Source organism: Ruegeria atlantica, assembly GCF_013032505.1.
In the GTDB taxonomy this organism is placed as follows: Bacteria; Pseudomonadota; Alphaproteobacteria; order Rhodobacterales; family Rhodobacteraceae; genus Ruegeria; species Ruegeria atlantica_F.
In genome coordinates, this window is the sequence record NZ_WQCG01000007.1 from 68,825 (window position 1) to 94,129 (window position 25,305).

The window sequence follows — 25,305 nt, forward strand, 5'->3', positions numbered from 1 at the left end:
CGGGGCCATTGTGGCGCCATGACTACATCGCCCTGCACCATCACTTTGAATTCACCCGAGGAAACAGCGGAGTTCGCGGCGCGCATTGGTGCGGAACTGCTGCCCGGTGACATCCTGTTGCTCGAGGGCGAGATCGGCAGCGGCAAGACCCATTTCGCCCGGAGTCTGATCCAATCACTGATGGCCGAGCCCGAGGATGTGCCCTCACCTACATTCACGCTGGTCCAGGCTTATGACACTCCGGTCGGAGAAATCTGGCACTGCGATCTGTATCGCCTGAGCGCAGTCGAAGAGGTCGAGGAACTGGGGCTGACCGAGGCTTTTGAGACCGCGATCTGCCTGATCGAATGGCCGGACAAACTAGGCCCCCTGATGCCGGATTCGGCGGTGACACTATCCTTTGAAACAGACCCTAACATGACAGAAAAGCGCCATCTGACACTTACGTGGTCAGATCCAAAGTGGCCCGCAAAACTAAGGATTCCGGCATGACAAACCGCGCGGTATTGGCCGAAGCGCTGATTGCGCAGACAGCATGGGCCAACGCACGTCACGCACCGCTGGCTGGCGATGCCTCGAACCGCCGTTACGAGCGGCTGACCGATCCAGAAACCGGCAAGACAGCGGTATTAATGGATTCGCCCCCGGGCAAGGCAGAAAACGTCGAGGACTTTGCTCGCATGGCCGACTACTTGCGGTCCATTGGTCTTAGCGCGCCCGAAATTTATGCTGAAGATACGCATTACGGGTTTCTTTTACTTGAAGACCTCGGCGATGACCTTTTCGCTCGGGTGCTGGCGCAGGACCCCAAAATGGAACGCGAACTTTATGAGGTCGCAACGGATGTCCTGGTCGACCTGCACAAGGCTCCCAGCCTATCTTTGCCATCTTATGATCCGACTTTGATGACCGAACTGGCCGCGTTGTCCTTTACCAAATACGCGCAAGCCGTATTGGGCACGCACGACGCCGATGCAAGAAACCGTTTCGAGAACCGGTTTTCGGATATTCTGCACCGGGAAACTTCCGGGACCAAAGTTGTTGTGCTGCGGGACTACCACGCTGAAAACCTTATCTGGCTGCCGGATCGCGACGGGGTTCAGCGCGCCGGCTTGCTTGACTTTCAAACGGCCATGCTGGGGCATCCGGCATACGATCTGGTGTCGCTGCTGCAGGACGTGCGTCGAGATGTTTCGCCCGGAACCGAGATGCGGATGGTGAACCGCTATATCGCAGAAACTGGGGTGAACGATCATGACTTTCGCACCGCCTACGCCGTTTTAGGAGCTCAGCGAAACCTGCGCATTCTTGGCGTCTTTGCCCGCTTGGCGACCGAGCGCGGCAAGCCCGGCTATGTCGATCTGATCCCGGCAACCTGGGCCCACCTGATGCGGGATCTGGAACATCCCGCACTGGTTACCATCGCAGACTTACTGCGCGACGCCCTGCCCGCGCCCACCCCTGAAAATCTGGACAGGCTCAGACAGAAATGACCCAAGACCCCGAAGCCGTCATGTTGTTTGCAGCTGGGTTTGGCACCCGCATGGGCGCATTGACCAAAACACGGCCCAAACCACTGATCGAGGTCGCGGGTCGGCCTCTGATCGACCACGCGCTGGATCTCGTGAATGAACTGCGCCTCGCGCGTGTCGTGGCCAACCTGCACTATTTGCCGGACCAGCTTGAGGCTCATTTATCCCCGAAGGGTGTTCTGCTTTCTCGTGAGAGGTCGGAAATCCTTGAGACTGGTGGCGGAATACGCGCCGCTTTGCCGCTGCTTGGATCGCAACCGGTTTACACCCTGAACCCAGACGCGATCTGGTCAGGACCGAACCCTTTGACGATGCTGCGCGAGGCGTGGAATCCCGATCACATGGACGCGCTGTTGATGTGCGTTCCGGTGGATCAGACTGTCGGCCACACCGGTAAAGGCGATTTCACAGCAGATAAAACCGGTCGGATCGTGCGCGGTGGTGGTTTGATCTATGGCGGTGCGCAGATCATGAAGACCGAGGGGTTGATGGATATCCCAGAAAAGGCATTTTCGCTGAATGTGCTGTGGGACCGGATGCAAAAACAAGATCGCCTGTTTGCCCTGACTTATCCCGGCCGTTGGTGCGATGTCGGCCACCCCGAAGGGATTGCGCTGGCCGAGGGGCTGATTGCCGATGTTTGAACCCAGTACGGTACCGCGCGTTTTTGCCGTTCCACCCGGTTCGGATTTCCCAAAAATGCTGGTTAAGGGGTTGCGAGATCGCAGCGCCGCGCACCCGCCCGAGGCGCTGGCGCAGGTTCAACTGGTGGTCAATACCAGGCGCATGGCCCGGCGGGTTCGCGACTTGTTTGACCAAGGCCCGGCCTGTCTGTTGCCGCGCCTGTCACTGGTCACCGATCTCGGCGAAAGCGTCGATCTGGCGCAGATACCGCCGGCCGTTCCGCCGTTGCGACGCAGGCTGGAGTTAACACAACTGATATCCAAACTGTTGGAACAACAGCCAGATCTGGCCGCGCGATCCTCACTGTTTGATCTGTCCGACAGTTTGGCTGCACTGATTGATGAAATGCAGGGTGAAGGTGTAGCCCCAGACGCAATCCGACAATTGGACGTCAGCGATATGTCCGGCCACTGGGCACGTGCGCAGGCATTTATCGGGATTGCGGACCATTTCATAGACTCTGGCCGTGACGCGCTGGATGTTCAGGCACGGCAGCGGCTTGTGGTGGAAATCCTGATCGAACGGTGGCAAACCTCTCCGCCTCAGCATCCGGTGATCCTTGCCGGATCCACCGGATCACGCGGAACCACCCTGATGCTAATGGAGGCGGTCGCCTGCCTGCCGCAGGGCGCGTTGATCCTGCCGGGATATGATTTCGATCAGCCTGATCGCGTCTGGCGCGGATTGGATGACGCGCTTACATCGGAAGACCACCCTCAGTACCGGTTCCGCAAGCTGATGAAACAGTTCGGGTTGAAACCGGATCAAATCGAGCCTTGGACAGAAAATCAGCCACCATCACTCGCCCGTAACCGGTTGGTTTCACTTGCGTTACGACCAGCGCCGATCACAGACGCCTGGATGTCCGAAGGCCCGCAACTGACAGATCTGGATGGTGCGGCCAAAGACCTGACACTGGTCGAGGCACAATCACCCCGATCCGAAGCCCTAGCCATCGCGCTGCGCCTGCGCCAAGCTGCCGAAATCGGTCAATCCGCAGCGCTGATCACACCCGATCGGATGCTGACGCGCCAGGTCAGCGCCGCGCTGGATCGCTGGAACATCCTTCCCGATGACAGCGCCGGTCTGCCGCTGCAATTATCACCGCCGGGTAGATTTCTGCGCCATGTTTCGGGGTTGTTTGCACGGCGTCTTGATGGCGAAGCACTTCTGACCCTTCTGAAACACCCGCTCTGCCACGATGGTGGTGAACGTGGCGCGCATTTGCTGCACACGCGTGATCTTGAGCTGGACTTGCGTCGGCATGGTCCGCCATTCCCGGATAGTGTCAGCCTGACTGCCTTTGCAATCCGAAAAGAGGTGCCCGAGGATTGGGTGCGGTGGCTGACCACCCATTTCTGTGATCAGCAAGCCACAGGCCAGTTGCAGCTGACGAACTGGGTCGCGAAGCTGCGGACGCTGGCTGAAGCGATTTCCGCAGGCGGTTCCGGGGAAGCTGGGACGCTTTGGGAAAAGAACGCAGGTCAAAAGGCACTGGCTGTTCTGACCGCGCTGGAAACCGAAGCGGAACATGGCGGCCCGATGACCGCCCACGATTTTGCCGACTTGTTGGGCGCATTACTGGCAGGTGAAGAGGTTCGGGACCGCGACGCCCCACATCCACATATCATGATCTGGGGTACGCTCGAGGCGCGCGTGCAGGGGGCCGATCTGCTGATCCTGGGCGGCCTGAACGAAGGCAGCTGGCCCGAGGCCGCCGCACCGGACCCATGGTTGAACCGTCAGATGCGCGACAAGGCCGGGCTTTTGCTGCCGGAACGGCGGATCGGTCTGTCGGCTCATGATTTTCAGCAAGCCATTGGCGCGCCCGAAGTCTGGTTGACCCGCGCAACCCGGTCCGACGACGCTGAAACCGTGCCATCACGTTGGCTGAACCGCTTGACGAACCTTTTACAGGGCCTCCCGGGGCAGGGAGGCCCTGAGGCCCTGTCGGGAATGCGTGACAGGGGCCAGCAATGGCTACGCTGGTCGGAACAGCTTGAGGCCGCGCCGCACATCGAACCAGCAAAGCGCCCATCCCCGCGCCCGCCGGTGTCTTCGCGCCCAAATCGGCTGAGCGTGACGGAAATAAAACGGCTGATCCGCGACCCTTATGCGATTTACGCCAAACATGTGCTGCGACTGAAGCCTTTGGACCCTTTGGTGCAAGCGCCGGATGCATTGTTGCGCGGGATCGTGATCCACGAGATCCTAGAGCATTTTGTCAAAGACAGTGTTCTGGACAGTGCGTTACTGACCCGTGAAAACTTTTTGAAACGTGCGGAAACACTGCTGGATCAACATGTTGCGTGGCCCACAGCGCGCAAATTGTGGTTGGCGCGGTTGGAACGTATCGCAGACGACTTTCTGGCCGCTGAAATCAGGCGCCGTGGCGACGGAGGGCCGGTTGCCTTTGAGGCTGTGATGAATCTTGTTCTGTCACCCTTGGATTTTTCCGTCGTGGGGCGGGCCGACAGGATAGATCGCAATAAACGTGGCGCGTTGCGGATCGTCGATTACAAGACCGGAACACCGCCAACGGAAAGCCAGCAATCCAAGTTCGACAAGCAGTTGCTGATCGAAGCCGCAATGGCCGAAGAGGGCGGTATCGACGGATTTCACCCATCACCTGTGGCCGAAGCCGTGTTTATTGGCATGGGCGGCACCTATAAAGAAGTGCCTGCGCCCTTGGCGAAAGAACCGCCCGACAAGGTCCTGGCTGAGTTGAAAGAGCTGATTTCATCATATTTAGAGCCTGAACAGGGGTTTTCGTCACGACGAATGTTGCACAAGGATTCGGATGTTGGTGACTACGACCAGCTGGCGCGGTTCGGTGAATGGGATCGCACGGATGAAACAGACCCCGAGGATCTGACATGAGCCCTCGCAATGATGCAACTGAGCGGCAGGTGCAGGCTGCGCGACCAGACGCTTCGACCTGGTTGGCTGCCAACGCCGGTTCGGGCAAAACGCGGGTTTTGACCGATCGGGTGGCGCGCCTGTTGTTGGGTGGCGTGCAGCCTCAGCATATCCTCTGCCTGACCTACACCAAGGCCGCGGCCAGTGAGATGCAGAACCGGTTGTTCAAACGCTTGGGTGAATGGGCCATGCTGGGGGACAACCCGCTTCTGGAACAATTGACCGATCTGGGTGTTCCCGGTGTCATTGACCCTGAAAGATTGGCACAGGCCCGGACCTTGTTTGCGCGCGCGATCGAAACTCCGGGCGGATTGAAAATACAGACGATTCACTCGTTTTGTGCCTCTTTGTTGCGGCGATTCCCACTTGAGGCCGGGGTCAGCCCGCAATTCTCAGAGATGGAGGACCGTGCGGCAGCCCTGTTGCGTGAAGAAATTGTCGAAGATTTTGCCGCAGGTCTGCAATCCACCCTGATCGAAGATGTCGCCCGGTTTGTAACCGATATCGGGTTCGACAAGCTTACCGCGGCCATCACCCAGAAACGCAACCTGTTTGCTCAACTGCTGAACTGGACCGATGTGTTGCGGCGTTTTGAACTGCCGGACGGGTTCAACGAAGACGCTTTGATAGAGCGTGTATTCTTGGGCGGCGAATTGGAGCTGATCCGCTCAATCCTGCCCGCACTTTCCGAAAGCGGCGGAAACAATGCCAAGGCCGCCGACAAGCTTGCGGCATTTACCGAGGTCAAAGTTAGCAGCTTGCCGATACTGGAAAGTGTGCTCCTGACCGGAAAGTCTGCCAAGGAACCCTTTTCAGCCAAGATAAATAGTTTTCCCACCAAAGCCCTGCGTGAAGGCGCGCTGGCGGACCAAATACCTCAACTAGAAGCGCTCATGCTGCGCATCGAGGCCGCGCGGGAACACCGACTAGCGCTGGTCGCCGCGCGCAAAACACTGGTGCTGCACCGGTTCGCAACCGCGTTTTTACCGGAATATGAGCGTCGTAAGCAATTAAGCGGATGGTTAGATTTCGACGACCTGATCTTGCGTGCACGGCAAGTGTTGAATGATCCGGCTGTGGCGGAATGGGTGTTATACCGGCTGGATGGCGGAATTGATCACATTCTGGTGGACGAAGCACAGGACACAAGCCCGGATCAATGGGACGTTGTAGAAAAACTGGCGCAGGAATTCACCAGCGGGGAAGGGGCCCGATCCGGGGTTGAGCGCACGATTTTCGTGGTCGGTGACAAGAAGCAGTCGATCTATTCCTTTCAGGGTGCAGACCCGCAGGCGTTTGACCTGATGCAAGCAGAGTTTGGCCGAAAGCTGACTGAATCAGGCTCTAAACTGTGGGATTCGACGCTCGAATACTCATTCCGATCCTCCAGTGCGATCCTGGCTTTGGTTGATATCCTGTTTGAAAACCGCGCGGATGCCGGATTTCACAAGGAAAGCCAACACCGCGCTTTTAAGGCGGATCTGCCGGGCCGCGTAGACCTGTGGCCGGTGGTTGAAAAGGTCGAAGACGATGATGATAGCGACTGGACGGATCCGGTGGATCGACCCGGTGCGCGTCATCACAACGTCATTCTGGCCGAACAGGTGGCCCAGTCGATCAAGGCGATGATCGATCGTGGAGAAACGATCCCCGAGGATGGAAAAACCCCCGGCACATTTGTACGACGCAGGGTTCGGCCAGGGGATTTCCTGATCCTTGTTCAGCGGCGCTCAGACCTGTTTGCCGAGATTATTCGGGCCTGCAAGGCTGCTGACTTACCGATCGCCGGGGCCGACAGGCTGAAGGTCGGCGCGGAGTTGGCGGTCAAGGACCTGGCAGCGCTGTTGAGCTTTCTGGCCACGCCCGAGGACAGCTTGTCGCTTGCCACTGTTTTGAAGTCCCCTCTGGTTGGATGGAGCGAACAGCAGTTGTTCGACCTTGCCCACAGGCGCAAAGAACAGTTCCTTTGGGCCGCTCTACGCCAGCGCGCTGAAGAATTTCCCGACACTCTTGCTGTGCTGAACGACTTGCGCGGTCAGATTGACTTTCTACGCCCCTACGACCTGATCGAACGAATCCTGACCCGCCATGACGGGCGTCGCAAATTGTTGGGCCGCTTGGGGGCAGAGGCCGAGGACGGAATAAACGCATTGCTTTCGCAGGCATTGGCTTACGAGCGTACGGATATCCCAAGCCTGACTGGGTTTCTCGTGTGGATGCAGACCGATGATCTGGAAATTAAACGGCAGATGAGCGGCGTCGGAAACATGATCCGGGTGATGACAGTACATGGCTCGAAGGGGTTGGAAGCTCCGATTGTGATCCTTCCGGATACGGGCAAACGGCAAGCGCCGCGCGATGCCGAGATCATGGTGGCCGAGGGCACTCCGCTGTGGAAAGTTCCGGCAGATGCTTCTCCGGCATTGATTGCGCGCGCGCGTGCCGAAGCCCGGGAACGAGAAGAAAATGAGCGACTTCGCTTGCTGTATGTGGCACTAACACGGGCCGAAAAGTGGCTGATTGTGGGGGCTGCTGGCGATGTCGGTAAAGATGGAACCAGCTGGTATCAAATGGTGCAGGCCGCAATGGAGCGGGCAGGGGCCGTGGCACTGCCGGGCACGGAAACGCTACGGCTGTCACATGGGAATTGGGATGCGCCACCGATTGCGGCGACCACAGAGGCCACCATAACCGCGACGGATTTACCTGCCCCTTTCCTGTCCCCCGCCACGTCGCCGGAACCTCAGGTAGAAACGCTCAGCCCTTCGGATTTGGGAGGGGCCAAAGCGTTGCCCGGCGATGCGGGTCAGGACGAAGAGGCGGCAAAGCTGCGCGGCACGCAGATCCACTTGCTGCTGGAACACTTGCCAACCGTTTCCAAGGAGGACTGGCCGCAGCTTTGCGCTCGGGTTCTGCCCGATATGCAAGACGCAGCGCGACAAGAGTTGCTGGGTGAGGCATGCGACGTTTTGACTGCGGATCACCTTAGGCCTGTCTTTGACGACGCCGCATTGGCCGAGGTGCCTGTGACAGCGAACCTGAACGGACGCCGCATGCATGGGGTGATCGACCGGTTGATCATCACTGACGCTGAGGTTCAGGTCATTGATTTCAAAACAAATGCAACGGTTCCGGGCAGCGCACAGGCATGTCCCGAGGGCCTGTTGCGGCAGATGGGGGCGTACGCGCAGGCGCTATCGCAGATATACCCGAGCCACGAAATCCGTACCGCGATCCTATGGACCAGAACGGCAGAATTGATGTGGCTGCCACACGATCTTGTGACGCAGGCATTGTCGCGCACCCAGATATCTTGACCTTGGATTAACGGGCCCCTACGTTCAGTTCCCGAGTTTACCCCATTCAGGAGACAGAATATGTCGACCGTTGCCGTTACCGACGATACCTTTGACGCCGAAGTCAAAAACTCCGATGTCCCCGTTGTGGTGGATTTCTGGGCCGAATGGTGCGGCCCCTGTAAACAGATCGGCCCCGCTCTGGAAGAGCTGGCCAACGAATACGGCGGCAAGGTGAAAATTGCCAAGGTGGACGTGGACAGCAACCCGAATTCGGCAGCCGCCATGGGCGTGCGTGGCATTCCGGCGCTGTTCATCTTCAAGGACGGTCAGGTTGTATCGAACCGCGCAGGCGCAGCACCAAAAGCTGCCCTTCAAAGCTGGATTGATGAATCGATCTGAAGGTCTATAGATCTTTGAATCTCAAAAGCGCCCTGTTTCGGGGCGCTTTTTTTCTGAAATAGCCCTGTCGCCAGGTAAAGCTATTCGATGATCCATCGTACTGAAACACCGGCACCTTCCTTGTGGGTGAACGTGACAGTGCCATCATTGATTGTGACCACCTGACAGTCATTGGGTAGGGCGACGCCCTCGATAACCAGTTCCCGGCAGTAATGCTTGCCGCTCCACTCCCAAGCACCGCTGATGTCACCACCTTTTGGGCCTTTGCCCTCAACCTTACCGTCTTTCAGGATTTTCACCCAGGTTTCGCCCTGAACCAGCTTTTTGTCGACGATCAAGTCGGTGAATTGTTTTTTGTCTTTTATCTCTTCAGCAGACACACATGTCGCCGCAAACCCAAGCACAACCGCTATGGAAGTAAGTTGAAATGGCCTCATTGGATCAAACCCTTCTCTGACAACACGCTAATATCCGGCGATTTTAGTCGATTTCACCGATACAGACCAAATTTCTGTTCGACAGGCGTTGGCCGGATGCACATCGCTTTTCTGGTTCTTTCAATTCCGGTCAACTCGTGCAGAGTACGGCTGCAAAAGATACAGGAGGCGACATGCCCAAAACACGGGTTCTGGTGGAATTTGGGATGGGAACGTCCCTGCGGCGCGAGGACTATACCGAGGCTGCGTTGAGGGCGATCAAGGATGCGCTGTGGCACAACTCGGTGAACATGGCCGAGCTGTTCGACTTTCCGAAAGAGGCGATGATCATTGACGCCGAAGTGGGTGTGCAAAAGCCCGACAAGGTCGACACCGAGGCGCTGAAGGCGATCTTTCCCTATGGCCAGCCCAACATCACTGTGACCAAGGGCGGATTGGATATTGATAAACCCCACACCGATGGCCTCACCGTGATCGCCAACGCCGCCGTCATCGTTTCATTCGATATGGAGCCCGCCCAATGACCGAAAAGCGCATCATTCTGGAAATGGGTACCGGCAACGATCTTTATGGTCAGGACTACACCAAAGCCGCCTGCCGCGCCGTACAGGACGCGCTGCATCATTCATCGATCACTTTGTTTTCCAAACTTGGCATCGACCACAAGGAAATGCGGGTGCAGGTAACGATTGCAGTGCAAAACCCTGATCAGGTCGACTGCGACAGGGTCGCCGCCGATCTGCCGAGGGGCCGCGCCGAAGTGCGGGCCGTCAAAGGTGGGTTGGATGTCGTGGATGACGCTGCGGGCACGCGCCACGTCGTCGCCACAGCCGCGATTGAGGCGTACCTGCCGGATCAGGCCGGCAAATACGTACAGAGCTGACAAAGAAAAAGCCGCTCGGATTACCGGGCGGCTGCTTCAAATTTCTGCTCTGATTGCGGGATCAGATATTTGCGATGTCCGCGCGCTCCAGACCGATGTCTTCCAGCTGTGCGTCAGTCAGACCCGACAGAATCTTGCGCGTCTTGCGGTTTTCGTACCGCTCAACAGCGGAGTCGAAGACATTGATGAATGCGTCCACTACGTGCAGGATGGTAGCTGCTCCGAGTGGGGCATGGATGTTTGCAGTTGTTGCCATGTTCCCAGTCCTTTTTTCTGAAACAGCCGACCCGTTGTCGGTTGTAAGCCTCATGTAGTCCCACGGGCGGTGACTCACAATTGCTGGTCTGGTAACCCCGGATTGCGTTTTGTGCATATCTTTTAGGCAGTTTTGCAACGGGTTGCGCCAATCCCGCGCCCAGCCCATATATAGCGCCTGAGAACACGGAGGCTTTCATGGCGGACAGCGATTTTCCCGGATGGCACGGGACAACCATCATTGGTGTCAAAAAGGGCGGGCAAGTCGTCATTGCCGGGGACGGGCAAGTCAGCCTGGGTCAGACCGTGATCAAGGGGACCGCGCGCAAAGTGCGCAGGCTTTCGCCGGGCGGATTCGAGGTTGTCGCCGGGTTTGCGGGATCGACCGCCGATGCATTTACCCTGCTGGAACGGCTTGAAGCGAAACTGGAAGCGACACCTGGCCAATTGGCACGTGCCTCTGTTGAACTGGCCAAGGACTGGCGCACTGACAAGTATCTGCAAAAGCTTGAGGCGATGCTGATCGTCACGGACGGCAAAGACCTGTTGGTCATCACCGGGGCTGGGGATGTGTTGGAGCCTGAACACAACGTGGCGGCCATCGGATCGGGCGGGAACTTTGCCCTGGCCGCAGCACGCGCGATGATGGGCAGCGACAAACCCGCTGAAGAGGTCGCCCGTGAAGCGATGGCCATTGCCGCAGATATCTGCGTTTACACTAACGGCAATCTGACGGTCGAGACGATCTAGGCCAAAAGCGCCGAGATCTCTTTACCTTTCCAGCGCCGGTACATTCCGACCAGCCCCAGCAGGGCGGTTGCGATGACTATGTAATAGGGCAGGCGGATGTCGATACTCATCAATCCGCCGCCAATCAGGGACATGACACCACCGGCCAAACAGAAGACCGCCGTGGTGACACCCATGACCCAACCCTGATCCGCCTCTCCCACACTGGATGAAAACAGGCCCAGCAGGGTCGGATAGGCGACACCGAAGAAGAAATAGAAGAAGAAGACCGGGACATAACTCAGCACACCGCTGGGACTAAACGCAAAGCCAAAGCCGCAGATCACCATCACAATCAATGAGGTGTGGATGATGGAATGTTTGCTGAACCTTTCTTGCGCCGGTTTCACAAGGAATGTGCTGGAAAACGCCAACGCAAAGCCGATGACCACCATCGCCATGCTGCCACCGATGACACCATAGCCCCAGGCGCTGGTCAGAAAGTTGTCGACGAAGACGTAGAAGGTGACGTTGGCAATCATGAACAATGCGTAAACGGGCAGGATTTTCAGAACCATCGGATGTTCGCGCACTGCTATAAGGCTGTCGGTGATATCACGTGGACGGAATACGAAAGCCGCGCGTTCAGTGCGGGTGTCCTTGAAGTAGACGCTCACCAAGAAGATGGCGATCAACACCAGAACAAACGCGCCATAGAACGGCATCTTGAGCGTTGCGTAGCTGCCGAGAATTGCTGCGTCAGACAGAACAGCGCCGATAATTGGGCCACCGACAAGGCCAAAACTGACCCCGGTGATGATGTACCCCATGTTTCGGTCTCGATCGGCGGCATCCGTGCTGCCGTCAATCATCGCCGCTTGTGCGATAGGCTGATTGCCAGCGGTAAAGCCGGTGATCGAGCGGCCAATAATCAGCAAAAGCAAAGAGTTGAGGTAAAGCGCAGCGATGGTGATGGCATAACCGGCCAAAGCCCCGCTCAGACAGACCAGCAAGGCATTCTTGCGTCCGATAGAGTCCGAGACCTTTGAGACATAGACCACACCCAAAAACCACGACAGGAAGAAGCAACCGATAACGAGGCCATAGTAGAAATGGCGTCGCCCCATTGGCGTACTTTCCGGCAGGAACCCGGATTTTGTTTCCATGATCAGAGAGTTGATGATGGGAAAGACCAGACCCTGTCCGATCAAATCCACAAATACCACGAATAGCAATGTAATCTTGGCAATCTTCGTCATGATACACACCTCGGAACTGGTTCCTTCGGGTGAGTGTAACAGACAGGTGCTAAGGCACCTAACGCCTTGTTAGAGGCCGGTAATTTACCGGCCTCCTGGCGCATTTCGTCGTTGGGTTACGAAAGCGCTGCAACGCCCAGCGGAACGCCTGCAACTTCACACCAGATATAAACCTCATTGTAGCCCGAGATATCCATGGTCGGCGGTACAGCGTATTTCTGTTTGCCCGTCAGGTTCAGCAGAGCACCCAGCTTCGAGTTGGGGTCGTATGTGCCATCCTTACCGAAGGCCACGCGCGGGTCCGGGCCGTTATCCAGCGAAAAGTCATCACCCAGCTCAACGATGTAACGCTCGCCATCCTTGACCACTTTGACCGAACCGGTGGTTATATGTTTCGAGCGGCCTTCGAATGTGCCCTTTTTCTTGGCACCACCGGCAACGGCGACATTGGCGCTGGCCAATGTCAGGGCTGCACCCGTTGCAGCGGCATTCAAAAAGAGCGAACGACGAGTCATCATGATGTGGGTCTCCATTTCAAAGATCAGGCGAGTTTGCCCGTCGCCGCAGACTATGTGCGGGATTTCTGTGTCTGGCGATTCACATCACCACGATTTTCCGTGTGCAGTCCGTGTGTTGGCGTGAGTTTTTTGTGATCAGCTTGTGTTTTTGCCGCGTATGATTAGGTTCCGATGCGAAACAACTGGATAGAACTCACATGACCGACCTGACCCCGCGCGAGATCGTCTCGGAACTGGACCGTTTCATCATCGGGCAAAAGGATGCCAAACGGGCCGTCGCCGTAGCCCTGCGCAACCGCTGGCGGCGCAAGCAACTGGCCGATGACATTCGGGACGAGGTCTATCCAAAAAACATCCTGATGATCGGCCCCACCGGCGTCGGCAAGACCGAGATCAGCCGCCGTCTGGCCAAACTGGCGCGGGCGCCGTTCATCAAGGTCGAGGCAACCAAATTCACCGAGGTCGGCTATGTCGGCCGTGACGTGGAACAGATCGTGCGCGACTTGGCTGATGCCGCAATCCTGCAAACCCGCGAATTCATGCGCGAAGACGTCAAAGCCAAAGCACATCAGGCCGCCGAAGATCGCGTGATCGAAGCCATCGCAGGCACCGATGCACGCGAAGGCACGCGCGAGATGTTCCGCAAAAAGCTGAAAGCGGGTGAGCTTGACGATACGGTGATTGAATTGGAACTCTCGGACTCTTCGAATCCGATGCCGATGTTCGATATTCCCGGCCAGCCCGGCAGCCAGATGGGCATGATGAATCTGGGTGACATTTTCGGAAAGGCCTTTGGTGGGCGCACTGTGAAACGCAAGATGACCGTCGCCGAAAGCTATGAGGCGCTGATCGGCGAAGAGGCCGACAAGTTGCTGGATGATGAAACCGTCAATCGCGTAGCGCTGGAATCGGTGGAACAGAACGGCATCGTATTTCTGGATGAGATCGACAAGGTCTGCGCCCGCACAGACGCCCGCGGCGGCGATGTCAGCCGCGAAGGGGTGCAGCGCGACTTGCTGCCATTGATCGAAGGCACGACCGTTTCCACCAAGCACGGCCCCGTCAAAACCGACCACATCCTCTTCATCGCGTCCGGTGCCTTCCACATCGCCAAACCCTCGGACCTGTTGCCGGAACTGCAGGGTCGCTTGCCGATCCGCGTGGAACTGCGCGCTCTGACCGAAGAGGACTTCGTTCGTATTCTGACCGAAACGGACAACGCTCTTACCCTGCAATACACCGCCCTGATGGGGACCGAGGAGGTGACCGTCAGCTTCAGTGAGGATGGCATTGCCGCACTGGCACGTATCGCGGCTGATGTGAACCAAAGCGTCGAGAACATCGGGGCGCGTCGCTTGTACACGGTAATGGAACGCGTGTTCGAAGAGCTGTCCTTTACCGCGCCCGACCAGGCCGGAACGCAAATCACAGTCGACGCGCAGTTTGTAAACGATAATCTGGGCGAGCTGACCAAATCGGCTGACCTGAGCCGTTACGTTTTGTAACACTGCCAGCCGGTTTTTGCCGTTAATTCCGCCCTGCACCGCTGGACGCGGGGCGAGAATGCGATAGCGTAAGCACAATTCATCCTGAGGGCTGGCCCGTGCTGCGCTATTTTTTGATTCTGATTACATCTCTGTCGTTATGCGCCTGCGTCGACCGAACGGTGACCGAGATCGTGCCTTCGGCGGTAAACGTTGGGACGCCTGAAAAGATATTCGCAAGCACGACCCGAGCGCGTGAAGCGGATGGAACCTACGGGTTCCGGCGCGGAGAATCGCTGAAGTTTCTGGAAACAACAGTGTCGATCCCGCCGACGCACACACCGGGAACGCTGAAGTTTTCCTACGCAAATCCAAACCCGAAGAAAGAGTTCGTTCTGACAGATGTGACCGAGCTGGGAGGGCCAAAAGGATTACGCGAACATCTGCGCGGCGAGGACGACGTTACAATCTTTGTGCACGGCTATAACTCGACCCAAACTGAGACGATTTTCCGCGCGGCTCAGCTGACACACGATATTGGTCTTCCGGGCTCTACCCTGGTCTACTCCTGGCCCAGCCGCGCAACCGGGTATGGTTATGCTTATGATCTGGACAGCATGTTGTTTGCCCGCGACGGGTTAGAGCAGACGATCCGTGAACTGAAAGCCATGGGCGTCAAGCGCGTTATTCTGGTCGCACATTCCATGGGCGGCGCTCTGTCAATGGAGATGATGCGACAAGCTGAACTGCAAGAACCGGGCTGGGCCAACAGAAACATCGAAGGGGTCGTCTTGATTTCACCGGATCTGGATGTCGACCTGTTCCGTTCGCAGATGAAGCGTATCAAGAACCCGCCCGATCCGTTCCTCGTTATGGTGTCGCAAAAGGACAAGATCCTGAACATTTCAGGTCGTCTCCGCGGAACAGACGAGGGCGAGAGATTGGGCAATATAAGCTCGGTTGAAACGCTTGAAGAATTTCCGATCAACGTGATCGATACAACCGCGTTCAACAAGGACGCCGAGTCCTCTCATTTCGTTGCGGCCACCTCTCCGGCACTCTTATCGATCCTCAGTTCGTTGCGACGCGTAAACAATACCTTTGGGCGCGAAGATCGACCGGGCATCGACATTCTGGTTCCGCCCAGCCAACGCAATCCAGACGGTGCGACCGAAATTGTTCTAACCGAAACAGGACAGGCGCAGGTCAGCTCTCCGTGACGCAGTTCAGCCTGCGTCAGTACCTGCGGGACAATGCCACCTGGTTGGGCGCGGGAGTTTTGCTGACCTTTCTGTCCAGCTTTGGGCAGACCTTCTTTATCTCGATCTTTGCCGGAAACATCCGCGCAGAGTTCGGTCTTAGTCACGGCGCTTGGGGTGGTCTGTATTCCCTGGGCACCACCGTATCAGCCGTTGTAATGATCTGGGCCGGGGGGCTTACGGATATTTTCCGTGTCCGGGTTCTGGGGCCAGCTGTGTTATTGGGCCTCGCCATAGCTGCAATGGCCATGGCCGTGAACAGCTGGCTTGTCCTATTGCCCCTGGTGGTCTTTTTCTTGCGGCTGTTCGGACAGGGGATGAGCATCCATTTGGCGCAAGTCGCCATGGCGCGCTGGTTCATTGTTACACGCGGTAAGGCCCTCTCAGTTGCATCGGTTGGCTACGCCATTGGTGAGGCGCTGCTGCCACTGATTTTCGTGGCCGCGATGGCGTTTCTGGACTGGCGATGGTTATGGGTGGTGTCCGCTGGAATTGCCCTAGTGGGAATACCGGTTCTAACCCGGCTTTTGCGTCAAGAACGTACACCGCAAAGCCTGGCTACTGAATACTCGGCTACCGGGATGATGGGGCGCCATTGGACGCGCAAAGAAACACTGTTTCATCCACTTTTTTGGTTCATGGCACCGGCCTTGCTGGCTCCATCGGCCTTTATCACCGCGTTTTTCTTCCATCAGGTTCATCTGGCCGACGTCAAAGGCTGGCAACATTTTGATCTGGTCGCGCTTTTCCCGGTCTATACCGGTGTTTCGCTAATTTCGATGTTTGCAGCCGGTTGGGCACTGGACAAATGGGGGACTGCGCGGCTGATGCCGTTCTACCAAATACCGATTGCGATTGGCTTTGTGATCGCGGGTATGACCAGCTCGATCCCTGGTGCCATGATCGCGATGGTGTTTCTGGGGCTGACGGTCGGAGCCAACAGCACCCTGCCCAGCGCCTTTTGGGCCGAATTCTACGGCACCCGGCACATAGGCTCAATCAAGGCGATGGCGACTGCGGTCATGGTACTTGGGTCAGCCATTGGCCCCGGCTTGACAGGAGTACTGCTGGACACAGGCATATCGCTGGATACGCAATTCTACTGGGTCGCAGGGTTCTTTGTCCTTGTTTGCGTGTCGGCAAAGATAGGAATCTCGCGCGCGATGCGCGCATTCTAACGCGTTCGGCGCAGATAAACGTAATAGGCCCCTTCGCCACCGTGGCTGATATGGGCCTGGGTCACTTGCAAAACGGCCTGCGCCAACGGTGGCAAAGCCAACCACTGCGGAACTTGATTGCGCAGCACTCCGCGCGGAGTGGGGATAGGGCCGGGTTCATCGCGATCTTTGCCCTTACCAGTGACGACCAGAACAAGCCGCTTGCCGGATGCCTGCGCCGTCAGAACGAACCGGATCAGCGCCGGATATGCGGTGTCTATGCGCATACCATGTAGGTCCAGCTTCCCTTCGGGCTTGATCTTACCGCGTTTCATGCGTCCAAACGCCTTGGTGTCCATCTGCACCGGACTGGTCCTCAGGCTTTCACTGATCGCAGGTTTCAACGCATGTCGCGCAGGTTTGCCCGGCGCGTTTTGCCCAACCTCGAACGCATCAAACCGCGGCTTCGGAGGTTTGGTCGGTTTGGGTTTGGGCAAAGTGACCGGATGGACCGACTGGGGGATTTCGGGATGCATACGCTCAGCCTGTTTGGCGACCTTGCGCCACAGCTCGATCTCATCTGCCGTCAATTTGCGCCGTGACATCAGAATTCATCCGGTAACAGGGCATAGGCCCGTTGGATGGGCAACAGCAGCACCATACGTCCCGGATCCCTGAGGCGTCCGGCAGCCTTTCCGGCGTCATCGCCTGTGCCAAAGAAGATATCCGCACGCTGCGCGCCTTTGATGGCAGCACCCGTGTCCTGAGCAATCATCAAACGCCGCAAAGGCGTCTTGCCATCTTTTTCCACCCAAACAGGGGCGCCCAGCGGCGTATAAGCCGGATCAGCGGCAATGCTGCGCATCGTGGTAACTGATCGGTTCATGGCACCTAACGGCCCAAGCTCGGGCGCAACGCGCGAAACTTCGCGGAAGAACACGTAGGAGGGGTTGTGAAACAGCAGTTCAACCCCGGCTTCGGGGTTCTTGCGGACCCATGAGCGGATCATCTGGGCACTGACCTCATGCGCGCCCAGCGCACCTTGGCGGATCAGCTCGGCCCCAATGGAACGATAAGGGTGACCGTTTGCCCCGCCATAGCCCACGCGCAGGGCGCTGCCATCTGGCAGGCGCACACGTCCCGAACCCTGGATTTGCAAAAAGAACAGCTCGACCGGATCATCCACCCAGGCGATCTCGAGCCCACGACCCTGCATTGCATCTCCGGTCAGGATTTCGCGACGGCTGAGCCATGGTCCCTCGGCCCGCGCTTCGGGCGGCATTTTGTATATCGGGTATTTGAACCGGTCGGTCCGGGTTTTAGACCCATCCAGTTCCGGTTCGAAATAACCGGTGAAAAGGGCGTCTTCGCCGTCCTCGACCAGAACCGGGCGAAAGAATAACTCAAAGAACGACCGCGCCGCATCTGCCTTGTATGTTCGGGCCACGTTGCACAGCGCCTGCCAATCCGGATTATCCAGATCGCCGCAGGTGTTCAGAAATACCGAAAGGGCCGCCCCATGATCATCGGCAGCCCATCCATCCAGATCGTCAAAGGAAAGAATTGATCGCGTCGGTTCAGCGCTGGCGGCAGTGGTCATGACTGCCACCAGAAATAGCGACCGGAGCGCGCCAATCATGCGTCCGTGGCAACAAGCAGCCAGTTTGGATCATCAGCACCCATCACACGGGCAAAGGTCCAGCTGTCCTTTTGGCGTTTTACGGTGTTCGGGCTGCCTTCGATAATGTCGCCGCCACGATCACGCACGACCGAGGTCAACTCGCCCACAAACCGCATGGTAATCTCGGCTTGGTTTGTGTCTTTGTCGAAGGTCACATCCGCCAGTGTGGTTTCACGTACGCCGATAAACTCGGCCTCGATGGTCAGGCCCTGATCTTCACGGGCTGCCACAACTGAAACAAATGTGTCGAACACCTCTTCGGACAGGAAGGGCTGGATTTCATCCAGATTGCCCTTTTCGAACCCCATGACGATCATCTCATAGGCACCGCGTGCGCCGTGCACGAATTCACTGACCGAGAAACTGGGCTCAACCCGTTTCATTGCGGCCAGTGTTTGCGCCTGCTCGCTGTCTTCGGCGACATGGTCTGTAATGTCATGATCCGGGCCACCTTCGATCACTTCAAACTCGCGACGCGACTTGCTTGTGTCGGGTTGCTGCTGAACAGGGGGCTTCTCAAAACCTTCACGCGTACCCAGCACGCTTTTCAGGCGCAGGATCAGGAAAACGGCAATTCCGGCCAGGACCAGCAACTGGATCATCGGTTCGTTCATTTCATCCTCTTTTCAGACCGCGGCTTTGTATACGCAGCCTCATGCCACTATGTAGGTGACAGATCGTGGCAAGTCCACAGCCCGGCCTAAGGGAAAGGATAAAGCAAATGTACTTGTTCTTGGCATTTTTATTGGTGCCGATCATCGAGATCGCCCTGTTCATACAGGTCGGTGGCCTGATTGGCCTGTGGCCCACGCTGTCGATCGTCGTTCTGACGGCCGTAATCGGCACCTTTATGGTCAGGACACAAGGTCGCATGGCACTGGTCAATTTGCAGAGATCCTTTTCTGAACTGGATGACCCGACAGAGCCGCTGGCCCACGGTGCCATGATCTTGTTGTCGGGTGTATTACTTTTGACGCCGGGGTTTTTCACCGATGCCGTTGGTTTTGCATTGCTTATTCCCGGTATTCGAGTGGCGGTGTTTCGGTATCTCAAGTCCAAGGCTACCATCACCCATTTCCAGATGGGCACCGGGGCACAATTCAGATCCGGCCCTACCCAATTTGATCAGGATGACGTGATCGACGGTGAATTTACCGAAGTACGACCCCGTCAAAACCCTTCAAAGCCATCCAAATGGGTCGAAGGTCCGCCTCAGCATTGAGGTGCAGCGTCCAACTTGCTAAGCAGTGGCGAATTTCATTTTCGGAGTAGATCCATGGCTGACGAAAGCCCTGCAGAAAACACCGCGGCACAGACCGCCCCTCAGATCCAGATGCGTGTTCTGGGACAGTTCATTCGCGATATGTCTTTTGAAAACGTGATGGCGCAAAAAGGCGTATCAGGCGACGTTCAGCCCGAGATTGCTGTTCAGGTGAACCTGGACGCCAAAAAGCGCCCGACCGAGCATCAGTATGAAGTCGCCGTCAAGCTTAACCTGACATCCAAGGCCAAAGGCATGGACGACGTCCTCTTCCTGTGTGAACTGGACTATTGCGGTCTGTTCCACATCGAAGGCGTGGCCGAAGATCAACTGCACCCATTCCTGATGATCGAATGCCCGCGCATGCTGTTCCCGTTCCTGCGCCGCATTGTCAGCGACATCACCCGTGACGGTGGCTTCCCGCCGGTCAACCTGGACAACATCGACTTTGTTGCGCTGTACCGCAATGAGCTGATGCGCCGTCAGGCCGAAGCTGAGAAAACCGAAGCTTAATCGGTTACACCCGCGCCGGGCAGGGACTCAGGCGCGGGTCCACAGGGCATTTTCGCCCAGTTTTTCCACAAATGCCTCATGTGCCGCGCGTTCTTCCGCGGTGATTTTCGACGCCAGCGGCGTCGGGCGTGCCGCAGGCCGCCAATCGTCCCCTGCGACACCGGAAGATCCTGCACTGGTAGACAGGCCAAAGTCGGGCTGTCGTCCGCCAATAAGCTCCAGATACACTTCAGCAAGAATTTCCGAGTCGAGCAACGCGCCGTGCAGAACACGGTTCGTGTTGTCTATGTTGAACCGACGACACAACGCGTCCAGCGATGCGGGCGAGCCCGGAAATCGTTTGCGCGCAATCGCCAGTGTGTCCAACGCCTGGTCCATCGGGAGCGTCTGTAAACCCATCCATCTGAGTTCTGCGTTCAGGAATTTCATATCGAACGAGGCGTTGTGGATCACCAATTTTGAATCGCGGACGAAATCCAGAAACCCCTGACCAACCTTGGCAAAAACCGGCTTGTCCTTCAGCGTAACCTCGCCCTTTTCCGGCGGGCGCGGAGAATCCAGCAAGTCCGGGCCGATACCATGCACGCCGAATGCTTCGTCCGGCATGGACCGCTCCGGGTTGATATAGACGTGGTACGTCTCGCCTGTGGCCACATGGTTCCACAACTCGACCGCACCGATTTCAACGATCCGATCGCCACTCTCGGGATCAAACCCCGTGGTTTCGGTATCGAGTACAATCTCACGCATCTGCCATCTCCGCCCGTATCTGTCTGACCACATTCTGCACCTGCGCGCGGGCGTGGTCCATCGTGTCCGTTACGATTACGAAATCTGACCGTGCGCATTTTTCGTCATTCGGCATCTGCTTGGCACGGATCTGTTCGAACTGAGCTTCGGTCATCGTCCCGCGTGCCATCACACGACGCTTTTGTTCTTCGGCTGGGATCGAAACACAGGCGACAGCATCCATTGCCGCATCGCCCCCTGTTTCGAACAGCAAAGGTATGTCAAAAACGAGAATGTCCGCCGAAGCGATTTTCCGAAACTCGGCCCGGTCGGCGGCCACTAATGGGTGCACGATGCCTTCGATTACTTTCAGTGTCGCAGGATCAGAGGCGATCGCTTTTTTCAAAGCCTCTCGGCTGACCGCGCCATCGACAATTGCATTGGGAAATGCATCTTGCATTGATTCAACCGCGGCACCGCCAGCGGAGTACAGCCTATGCACTGCCGCGTCCGCATCCCACAGTGCACAGCCTTCCTCTACGAACATCTGCGCCGTGGTGCTTTTGCCCATTCCGATCGAACCCGTCAGGCCAAGAGCAAAGCTCATCCCAGCACCGTCGCGCGCAAATCGTCCGTTACCTCCGGTCGCTTGCCGAACCAACGCTCAAAACCCGGAACCGCCTGATGCAGCAACATACCCAGACCATCGACCGTTGTGCACCCGGCCTCTTCAGCCGTTTGCAGAAGCCTGGTTTTTAAGGGTGCGTAGACAAGGTCGGTGACCACTGCACCTGGCTGCAGCCCGTCCAGCGGCACACGCAATTCGGGCTGACCCTGCATCCCCAACGACGTAGTGTTCACCACCAGTTCTGCATTCTCGATGACATTCCCGGCCTTGACCCAATCGACAACAGTTATGCGCGGCCCAAATTCTTCTTTCAATTGATCCGCGCGAGACCGCGTTCGGTTGGTCAACATAATCTCGGGCACTCCGGCATCCACCAGGGCCTGCAAAACAGCGCGCGCAGCACCGCCAGCTCCAAAGACCACGGCCGGCCCGTCCTGCGGATTCCAATCAGGCGCTCCTGCGCGCAGGTTTTCCATAAACCCATAGCCGTCGGTGTTATCTGCATGAATCGAACCATCGCTTTGAAAGACAAGCGTATTTGCCGCTCCAATCTTTGCTGCCAGGTCTGATACGTGATCGGCAATTCGCAAGGCAGCTTCTTTGTGGGGGACGGTAACATTGGCACCGACAAATCCGGCTTTGGGCAAGGTCCGTAGAACGGTCTCCAGGTCATCGGGTGTAACATCCATGGGAACGTAGTGCCCGGCTAGCCCATATGTCTTAAGCCAATACCCATGCAGTTTAGGGGATTTTGAATGTCCAATCGGATGCCCAATCACTCCGGCCAAAGGAATTCGGTTATCCGTCATTGATCAATCACCCGTTTAACAGCCAGAAAATTCAGCAACTCCAACAAGGGCATACCCAAAACGTTAAAATAGTCGCCGTCAATGGTGGCGAACAGGCGCACACCTTCTTCCTCAAGCTTATAAGCCCCGACCGCATGGCGAATGCTGTCCCAGTTGCGTTCAATATAGGCGCGCAGATAGGTGTCCGAGCTCATGCGCATCCGCAGACGCACCTGACCAACATGGCGCCAGATGGGTTCACCATTCTGATAGATCACGGCCGCCGACAGCAGCATATGCCGCTTACCCCGCATCGCCTTTAATTGCACCAGGGCGTCTTCGGGCGTTTCTGGTTTCGACATAAGCTGGCCATCGAAGTCCAGCACCTGATCACACCCCAGCACCATTGCGCCAGGGTTCTTGTCACTGACCTTCCGAGCTTTCATCTCGGCCAATGTGTCCGCGATATCCCGTGGCGGCGCGTTTTCGGCCAAAAGGGCGCGCTTTGCGGTGTCTTCGTCCACCCGCGCGGTTTGCACCGTGAACGGCACGCCCGCATTGCGCAAAAGCTGCGCGCGGATAGATGACCCCGAGGCAAGGATGATGGGGACAGACATGTGGAAAACCCCCTGAGCAAATCGTTGAGCGTTCTGGGATGGTTTGTATGGTTTTCCAGTTGACACGCAACCCCGCGATTTTCGCTTTAAACTTCCCTGAGTCGCCCGAAGACCGTCCTTTCGGGACAAGGATAACTTCGCAACACGGGAAAACCGGGATGTCCAAAATTACCCAGTAAGTTATCCCCAGATTGATCCGAACCGGTATGACTTAAGGTATTGAAAAAATTCATTTAAATTTCAAATCAACAGAATCACGTGATCCCGTCGTAATTCTGTCCACCTGGGGAAAACACGCGGGTAAAAAAGTAATCCACGGAATTTAGGCACCCTACAAAACCATCTTCCTTTTTCTTTTCTTATTTTTTTATTAGGGAAGGATCCGAGCAACGTCCGGAGCCAAAATGACCGATCTTCTTTTCACGATTTACCCGTGGGTGAAGTCAGTTCACATAATGGCTGTGATTTCATGGATGGCCGGACTGTTCTATTTGCCCAGGCTATTCGTCTATCACGTAGAAAAAGTACAAACCGTCGAAGGCGCAGAAACCATTTTCTTTGAAATGGAAGAAAAACTGCTTCGCGTGATCATGCGTCCTGCAATGTATGTGGCTTGGATCTGCGGACTGATCATGGTGTTCACGCCCGGTATTGTCGGATGGGACTGGAGTTGGCCATGGGTCAAGGGTGCTGCCGTAATTGGTATGACTTGGTTTCATCATTGGCTGATGGCAAGACGCAAGGATTTCCTGGAAGGCCGAAATAAGCTCACTGGGCGACAGTTTCGCATGATGAACGAGGTTCCGACCGTTTTGATGATTATTATCGTTCTGGCGGTCGTTCTGAAGTTCTGAGGGCCTGTTTGACTCTGACACCTGTCGCGCTTATGTAGGGATCAACACGCCCGTCCGGGCGGCGTATCTTCCGTACTGAAATTCCACTTCGTGCCGCAACGTCAGCGGCGAAGGTATATATAATGTCCTCTGAATCCTTGAATCTGGCCGACCTGAAGGCCAAAAGTCCCAAAGACCTTCTGGCGATGGCCGAAGAGCTGGAAATCGAAAACGCCTCGACCATGCGAAAAGGCGAGATGATGTTCCAGATTCTGCGCGAACGCGCGGATGAAGGCTGGACCGTCGGCGGTGACGGCGTTCTGGAAGTGCTGCAAGACGGTTTTGGCTTCTTGCGCTCACCCGAGGCGAACTATCTGCCAGGTCCAGATGACATCTATGTTTCACCGGACATGATCCGCCAGCACTCGCTGCGCACCGGCGATACCGTCGAAGGCGAAATCAAAGCACCTGATGATAACGAGCGTTACTTCGCGCTGATCAAAGTCACCAAGATCAACTTTGAAGAGCCTGAGAAAGCCAAGCACAAGATCCTGTTCGACAACCTGACGCCTCTGTACCCCGATGAACGTCTGAAGATGGAAATCGAAGATCCCACCATCAAGGATAAATCGGCCCGTGTGATCGATCTGGTGTCACCCATCGGTAAAGGTCAGCGTTCACTGATCGTGGCGCCGCCGCGGACCGGTAAAACTGTTATCCTGCAGAACATCGCGCACTCGATCGAACAGAACCACCCTGAATGCTATCTGATTGTTCTGCTGATCGACGAACGCCCGGAAGAGGTGACCGACATGCAGCGCTCGGTGAAGGGTGAGGTTGTGTCCTCGACCTTTGACGAACCGGCAACGCGCCACGTGGCCGTATCAGAAATGGTGATCGAAAAAGCCAAGCGTTTGGTCGAGCATAAACGAGATGTTGTTATTCTTCTCGACTCGATCACAAGACTTGGTAGGGCCTTCAATACTGTGGTCCCATCCTCGGGTAAAGTTCTAACCGGTGGTGTGGATGCAAATGCTCTGCAACGTCCCAAGCGTTTCTTTGGTGCCGCGCGGAACATTGAAGAGGGTGGTTCGCTGACCATCATCGCCACGGCCCTGATCGACACCGGCAGCCGGATGGACGAAGTCATCTTCGAAGAATTCAAAGGCACCGGTAACTCGGAAATCGTTCTGGATCGCAAGATTGCAGACAAGCGTGTGTTCCCGGCGATCGACATCCTCAAATCCGGCACCCGGAAAGAAGACCTACTGGTCGACAAAGGTGATCTGGCGAAGACCTTCGTTCTGCGCCGCATCCTCAACCCGATGGGCACCACCGATGCGATCGAGTTCCTGTTGTCCAAGTTGAAACAGACCAAGACAAACGGTGAGTTCTTCGATTCGATGAACACCTGACATAGGTCTTAAACGACGCGAGGCCT

The 25,305-nt window shown here is 56.6% G+C and carries 27 protein-coding genes; 16 read left to right on the forward strand and 11 right to left on the reverse strand.

What is annotated here, in order from left to right; translation table 11 throughout:
• Positions 1 to 18 precede the first annotated feature (18 nt).
• From tsaE to trxA, 6 genes are read left to right on the forward strand one after another with little or no spacing between them, the layout of a single operon-like run.
• Positions 19 to 492, forward strand: coding sequence for a tRNA (adenosine(37)-N6)-threonylcarbamoyltransferase complex ATPase subunit type 1 TsaE (gene tsaE, locus GOW92_RS20090; RefSeq protein WP_170563963.1), 474 nt, complete (start codon positions 19 to 21; stop codon positions 490 to 492).
• A complete protein-coding gene (locus GOW92_RS20095) occupies positions 489 to 1,493 on the forward strand; it encodes an aminoglycoside phosphotransferase family protein (RefSeq protein ID WP_170563966.1) in 1,005 nt (334 codons plus the stop codon). The genes tsaE and GOW92_RS20095 overlap by 4 nt, the downstream gene beginning before the upstream one ends.
• Complete coding sequence (locus tag GOW92_RS20100) at positions 1,490 to 2,176, forward strand: nucleotidyltransferase family protein (RefSeq protein ID WP_170563969.1); 687 nt, start codon at positions 1,490 to 1,492, stop codon at positions 2,174 to 2,176. The genes GOW92_RS20095 and GOW92_RS20100 overlap by 4 nt, the downstream gene beginning before the upstream one ends.
• Positions 2,169 to 5,096 carry a double-strand break repair protein AddB gene (addB, locus tag GOW92_RS20105; protein ID WP_170563972.1) on the forward strand — a complete coding sequence of 976 codons (2,928 nt, stop codon included), beginning with the start codon at positions 2,169 to 2,171 and terminating at the stop codon, positions 5,094 to 5,096. The genes GOW92_RS20100 and addB overlap by 8 nt, the downstream gene beginning before the upstream one ends.
• A complete protein-coding gene (gene addA, locus GOW92_RS20110; protein WP_170563975.1) occupies positions 5,093 to 8,452 on the forward strand; it encodes a double-strand break repair helicase AddA in 3,360 nt (1,119 codons plus the stop codon). Before addB ends, addA begins: the two co-directional genes overlap by 4 nt.
• A gap of 60 nt (positions 8,453 to 8,512) precedes the next feature.
• Positions 8,513 to 8,833: a thioredoxin gene (gene trxA, locus GOW92_RS20115; RefSeq protein ID WP_170410773.1), complete on the forward strand. Its 321-nt coding sequence runs from the start codon at positions 8,513 to 8,515 to the stop codon at positions 8,831 to 8,833.
• A gap of 80 nt (positions 8,834 to 8,913) precedes the next feature.
• Here the strand turns inward: trxA and GOW92_RS20120 are convergent, their stop codons facing one another.
• Positions 8,914 to 9,270, reverse strand: coding sequence for a hypothetical protein (locus GOW92_RS20120; protein ID WP_170563978.1), 357 nt, complete (start codon positions 9,268 to 9,270; stop codon positions 8,914 to 8,916).
• A gap of 173 nt (positions 9,271 to 9,443) precedes the next feature.
• Here GOW92_RS20120 and GOW92_RS20125 point away from each other — a divergent pair, with 173 nt between their 5' ends.
• Together GOW92_RS20125 and GOW92_RS20130 are read left to right on the forward strand one after the other, a co-directional pair.
• Positions 9,444 to 9,794, forward strand: a complete 351-nt coding sequence (locus GOW92_RS20125) for a Lin0512 family protein (RefSeq protein WP_170563979.1) — start codon at positions 9,444 to 9,446, stop codon at positions 9,792 to 9,794.
• Positions 9,791 to 10,153 carry a Lin0512 family protein gene (locus tag GOW92_RS20130; RefSeq protein ID WP_170563982.1) on the forward strand — a complete coding sequence of 121 codons (363 nt, stop codon included), beginning with the start codon at positions 9,791 to 9,793 and terminating at the stop codon, positions 10,151 to 10,153. The genes GOW92_RS20125 and GOW92_RS20130 overlap by 4 nt, the downstream gene beginning before the upstream one ends.
• A 61-nt stretch (positions 10,154 to 10,214) precedes the next feature.
• Here GOW92_RS20130 and GOW92_RS20135 read toward each other — a convergent pair whose 3' ends face one another.
• Entirely contained in the window at positions 10,215 to 10,409 is a 195-nt protein-coding gene (locus GOW92_RS20135; protein WP_170563985.1) for a DUF1127 domain-containing protein, read from the reverse strand.
• A gap of 197 nt (positions 10,410 to 10,606) precedes the next feature.
• Between GOW92_RS20135 and hslV the strand changes: the two genes are divergently transcribed.
• Positions 10,607 to 11,158 carry an ATP-dependent protease subunit HslV gene (hslV, locus tag GOW92_RS20140; RefSeq protein WP_109313826.1) on the forward strand — a complete coding sequence of 184 codons (552 nt, stop codon included), beginning with the start codon at positions 10,607 to 10,609 and terminating at the stop codon, positions 11,156 to 11,158.
• On the opposite strand, the gene GOW92_RS20145 is transcribed toward hslV, so the two are convergent.
• Together GOW92_RS20145 and GOW92_RS20150 are read right to left on the reverse strand one after the other, a co-directional pair.
• Entirely contained in the window at positions 11,155 to 12,396 is a 1,242-nt protein-coding gene (locus GOW92_RS20145; protein ID WP_170563988.1) for an MFS transporter, read from the reverse strand. The two genes, hslV and GOW92_RS20145, sit on opposite strands and share 4 nt — an antisense overlap.
• A gap of 116 nt (positions 12,397 to 12,512) precedes the next feature.
• Positions 12,513 to 12,914 carry a DM13 domain-containing protein gene (locus GOW92_RS20150; RefSeq protein ID WP_170563991.1) on the reverse strand — a complete coding sequence of 134 codons (402 nt, stop codon included), beginning with the start codon at positions 12,912 to 12,914 and terminating at the stop codon, positions 12,513 to 12,515.
• 197 nt (positions 12,915 to 13,111) lie between these two features.
• Here GOW92_RS20150 and hslU point away from each other — a divergent pair, with 197 nt between their 5' ends.
• The 3 genes from hslU to GOW92_RS20165 all read left to right on the forward strand — a co-directional run bounded on the left by hslU (position 13,112) and on the right by GOW92_RS20165 (position 16,835).
• A complete protein-coding gene (gene hslU, locus GOW92_RS20155; RefSeq protein WP_170563994.1) occupies positions 13,112 to 14,419 on the forward strand; it encodes an ATP-dependent protease ATPase subunit HslU in 1,308 nt (435 codons plus the stop codon).
• 98 nt (positions 14,420 to 14,517) lie between these two features.
• A complete protein-coding gene (locus GOW92_RS20160) occupies positions 14,518 to 15,618 on the forward strand; it encodes an alpha/beta hydrolase (RefSeq protein WP_170563997.1) in 1,101 nt (366 codons plus the stop codon).
• Positions 15,615 to 16,835, forward strand: coding sequence for an MFS transporter (locus tag GOW92_RS20165; protein WP_170564001.1), 1,221 nt, complete (start codon positions 15,615 to 15,617; stop codon positions 16,833 to 16,835). The genes GOW92_RS20160 and GOW92_RS20165 overlap by 4 nt, the downstream gene beginning before the upstream one ends.
• Here the strand turns inward: GOW92_RS20165 and GOW92_RS20170 are convergent.
• Genes GOW92_RS20170 through GOW92_RS20180 form a run of 3 tightly spaced genes read right to left on the reverse strand, consistent with a single transcriptional unit; the run spans position 16,832 to position 19,109 of the window.
• Positions 16,832 to 17,419 (reverse strand): Smr/MutS family protein, encoded by a 588-nt coding sequence (locus GOW92_RS20170; protein ID WP_170564004.1) that lies wholly within the window; start codon positions 17,417 to 17,419, stop codon positions 16,832 to 16,834. The genes GOW92_RS20165 and GOW92_RS20170 overlap by 4 nt on opposite strands.
• Positions 17,419 to 18,453 carry a murein transglycosylase A gene (mltA, locus tag GOW92_RS20175; protein ID WP_170564007.1) on the reverse strand — a complete coding sequence of 345 codons (1,035 nt, stop codon included), beginning with the start codon at positions 18,451 to 18,453 and terminating at the stop codon, positions 17,419 to 17,421. The genes GOW92_RS20170 and mltA overlap by 1 nt, the downstream gene beginning before the upstream one ends.
• On the reverse strand, positions 18,450 to 19,109 hold the full coding sequence (locus tag GOW92_RS20180) for a Tim44/TimA family putative adaptor protein (RefSeq protein ID WP_170564010.1): 660 nt from the start codon (positions 19,107 to 19,109) through the stop codon (positions 18,450 to 18,452). The genes mltA and GOW92_RS20180 overlap by 4 nt, the downstream gene beginning before the upstream one ends.
• Positions 19,110 to 19,216: 107 nt before the next feature.
• Between GOW92_RS20180 and GOW92_RS20185 the strand changes: the two genes are divergently transcribed.
• Both GOW92_RS20185 and secB read left to right on the forward strand, forming a co-directional pair.
• Positions 19,217 to 19,717 (forward strand): FxsA family protein, encoded by a 501-nt coding sequence (locus GOW92_RS20185; RefSeq protein WP_170564013.1) that lies wholly within the window; start codon positions 19,217 to 19,219, stop codon positions 19,715 to 19,717.
• A 54-nt stretch (positions 19,718 to 19,771) separates the two neighbouring features.
• Positions 19,772 to 20,269 (forward strand): protein-export chaperone SecB, encoded by a 498-nt coding sequence (gene secB / locus GOW92_RS20190; RefSeq protein WP_170564015.1) that lies wholly within the window; start codon positions 19,772 to 19,774, stop codon positions 20,267 to 20,269.
• 27 nt (positions 20,270 to 20,296) lie between these two features.
• Here secB and dnaQ read toward each other — a convergent pair whose 3' ends face one another.
• Genes dnaQ through GOW92_RS20210 form a run of 4 tightly spaced genes read right to left on the reverse strand, consistent with a single transcriptional unit; the run spans position 20,297 to position 23,031 of the window.
• Positions 20,297 to 21,019 carry a DNA polymerase III subunit epsilon gene (gene dnaQ, locus GOW92_RS20195; protein ID WP_170564018.1) on the reverse strand — a complete coding sequence of 241 codons (723 nt, stop codon included), beginning with the start codon at positions 21,017 to 21,019 and terminating at the stop codon, positions 20,297 to 20,299.
• Positions 21,012 to 21,605, reverse strand: coding sequence for a dephospho-CoA kinase (coaE, locus tag GOW92_RS20200; RefSeq protein ID WP_170564021.1), 594 nt, complete (start codon positions 21,603 to 21,605; stop codon positions 21,012 to 21,014). Before coaE ends, dnaQ begins: the two co-directional genes overlap by 8 nt.
• Positions 21,602 to 22,435 carry a shikimate dehydrogenase gene (locus GOW92_RS20205; RefSeq protein WP_170564023.1) on the reverse strand — a complete coding sequence of 278 codons (834 nt, stop codon included), beginning with the start codon at positions 22,433 to 22,435 and terminating at the stop codon, positions 21,602 to 21,604. Before GOW92_RS20205 ends, coaE begins: the two co-directional genes overlap by 4 nt.
• Positions 22,432 to 23,031, reverse strand: coding sequence for a Maf family protein (locus GOW92_RS20210; protein WP_170564026.1), 600 nt, complete (start codon positions 23,029 to 23,031; stop codon positions 22,432 to 22,434). Before GOW92_RS20210 ends, GOW92_RS20205 begins: the two co-directional genes overlap by 4 nt.
• A gap of 404 nt (positions 23,032 to 23,435) precedes the next feature.
• On the opposite strand from GOW92_RS20210, the gene GOW92_RS20215 reads away from it, so the two are divergent.
• Complete coding sequence (locus GOW92_RS20215; RefSeq protein WP_170564029.1) at positions 23,436 to 23,885, forward strand: CopD family protein; 450 nt, start codon at positions 23,436 to 23,438, stop codon at positions 23,883 to 23,885.
• A 122-nt stretch (positions 23,886 to 24,007) separates the two neighbouring features.
• Positions 24,008 to 25,279 carry a transcription termination factor Rho gene (gene rho / locus GOW92_RS20220; protein ID WP_170564031.1) on the forward strand — a complete coding sequence of 424 codons (1,272 nt, stop codon included), beginning with the start codon at positions 24,008 to 24,010 and terminating at the stop codon, positions 25,277 to 25,279.
• Positions 25,280 to 25,305: the final 26 nt, after the last annotated feature.

Coding starts and splice junctions, on each gene's coding strand:
- tsaE (WP_170563963.1), top strand. CDS start 19: ATGACTACATCGCCCTGCACCATCACTTTGAATTCACCCGAGGAAACA.
- GOW92_RS20095 (WP_170563966.1), top strand. CDS start 489: ATGACAAACCGCGCGGTATTGGCCGAAGCGCTGATTGCGCAGACAGCA.
- GOW92_RS20100 (WP_170563969.1), top strand. CDS start 1,490: ATGACCCAAGACCCCGAAGCCGTCATGTTGTTTGCAGCTGGGTTTGGC.
- addB (WP_170563972.1), top strand. CDS start 2,169: ATGTTTGAACCCAGTACGGTACCGCGCGTTTTTGCCGTTCCACCCGGT.
- addA (WP_170563975.1), top strand. CDS start 5,093: ATGAGCCCTCGCAATGATGCAACTGAGCGGCAGGTGCAGGCTGCGCGA.
- trxA (WP_170410773.1), top strand. CDS start 8,513: ATGTCGACCGTTGCCGTTACCGACGATACCTTTGACGCCGAAGTCAAA.
- GOW92_RS20120 (WP_170563978.1), bottom strand. CDS start 9,270: ATGAGGCCATTTCAACTTACTTCCATAGCGGTTGTGCTTGGGTTTGCG.
- GOW92_RS20125 (WP_170563979.1), top strand. CDS start 9,444: ATGCCCAAAACACGGGTTCTGGTGGAATTTGGGATGGGAACGTCCCTG.
- GOW92_RS20130 (WP_170563982.1), top strand. CDS start 9,791: ATGACCGAAAAGCGCATCATTCTGGAAATGGGTACCGGCAACGATCTT.
- GOW92_RS20135 (WP_170563985.1), bottom strand. CDS start 10,409: ATGGCAACAACTGCAAACATCCATGCCCCACTCGGAGCAGCTACCATC.
- hslV (WP_109313826.1), top strand. CDS start 10,607: ATGGCGGACAGCGATTTTCCCGGATGGCACGGGACAACCATCATTGGT.
- GOW92_RS20145 (WP_170563988.1), bottom strand. CDS start 12,396: ATGACGAAGATTGCCAAGATTACATTGCTATTCGTGGTATTTGTGGAT.
- GOW92_RS20150 (WP_170563991.1), bottom strand. CDS start 12,914: ATGATGACTCGTCGTTCGCTCTTTTTGAATGCCGCTGCAACGGGTGCA.
- hslU (WP_170563994.1), top strand. CDS start 13,112: ATGACCGACCTGACCCCGCGCGAGATCGTCTCGGAACTGGACCGTTTC.
- GOW92_RS20170 (WP_170564004.1), bottom strand. CDS start 17,419: ATGTCACGGCGCAAATTGACGGCAGATGAGATCGAGCTGTGGCGCAAG.
- mltA (WP_170564007.1), bottom strand. CDS start 18,453: ATGATTGGCGCGCTCCGGTCGCTATTTCTGGTGGCAGTCATGACCACT.
- GOW92_RS20180 (WP_170564010.1), bottom strand. CDS start 19,109: ATGAACGAACCGATGATCCAGTTGCTGGTCCTGGCCGGAATTGCCGTT.
- GOW92_RS20185 (WP_170564013.1), top strand. CDS start 19,217: ATGTACTTGTTCTTGGCATTTTTATTGGTGCCGATCATCGAGATCGCC.
- secB (WP_170564015.1), top strand. CDS start 19,772: ATGGCTGACGAAAGCCCTGCAGAAAACACCGCGGCACAGACCGCCCCT.
- dnaQ (WP_170564018.1), bottom strand. CDS start 21,019: ATGCGTGAGATTGTACTCGATACCGAAACCACGGGGTTTGATCCCGAG.
- coaE (WP_170564021.1), bottom strand. CDS start 21,605: ATGAGCTTTGCTCTTGGCCTGACGGGTTCGATCGGAATGGGCAAAAGC.
- GOW92_RS20205 (WP_170564023.1), bottom strand. CDS start 22,435: ATGACGGATAACCGAATTCCTTTGGCCGGAGTGATTGGGCATCCGATT.
- GOW92_RS20210 (WP_170564026.1), bottom strand. CDS start 23,031: ATGTCTGTCCCCATCATCCTTGCCTCGGGGTCATCTATCCGCGCGCAG.
- GOW92_RS20215 (WP_170564029.1), top strand. CDS start 23,436: ATGACCGATCTTCTTTTCACGATTTACCCGTGGGTGAAGTCAGTTCAC.
- rho (WP_170564031.1), top strand. CDS start 24,008: ATGTCCTCTGAATCCTTGAATCTGGCCGACCTGAAGGCCAAAAGTCCC.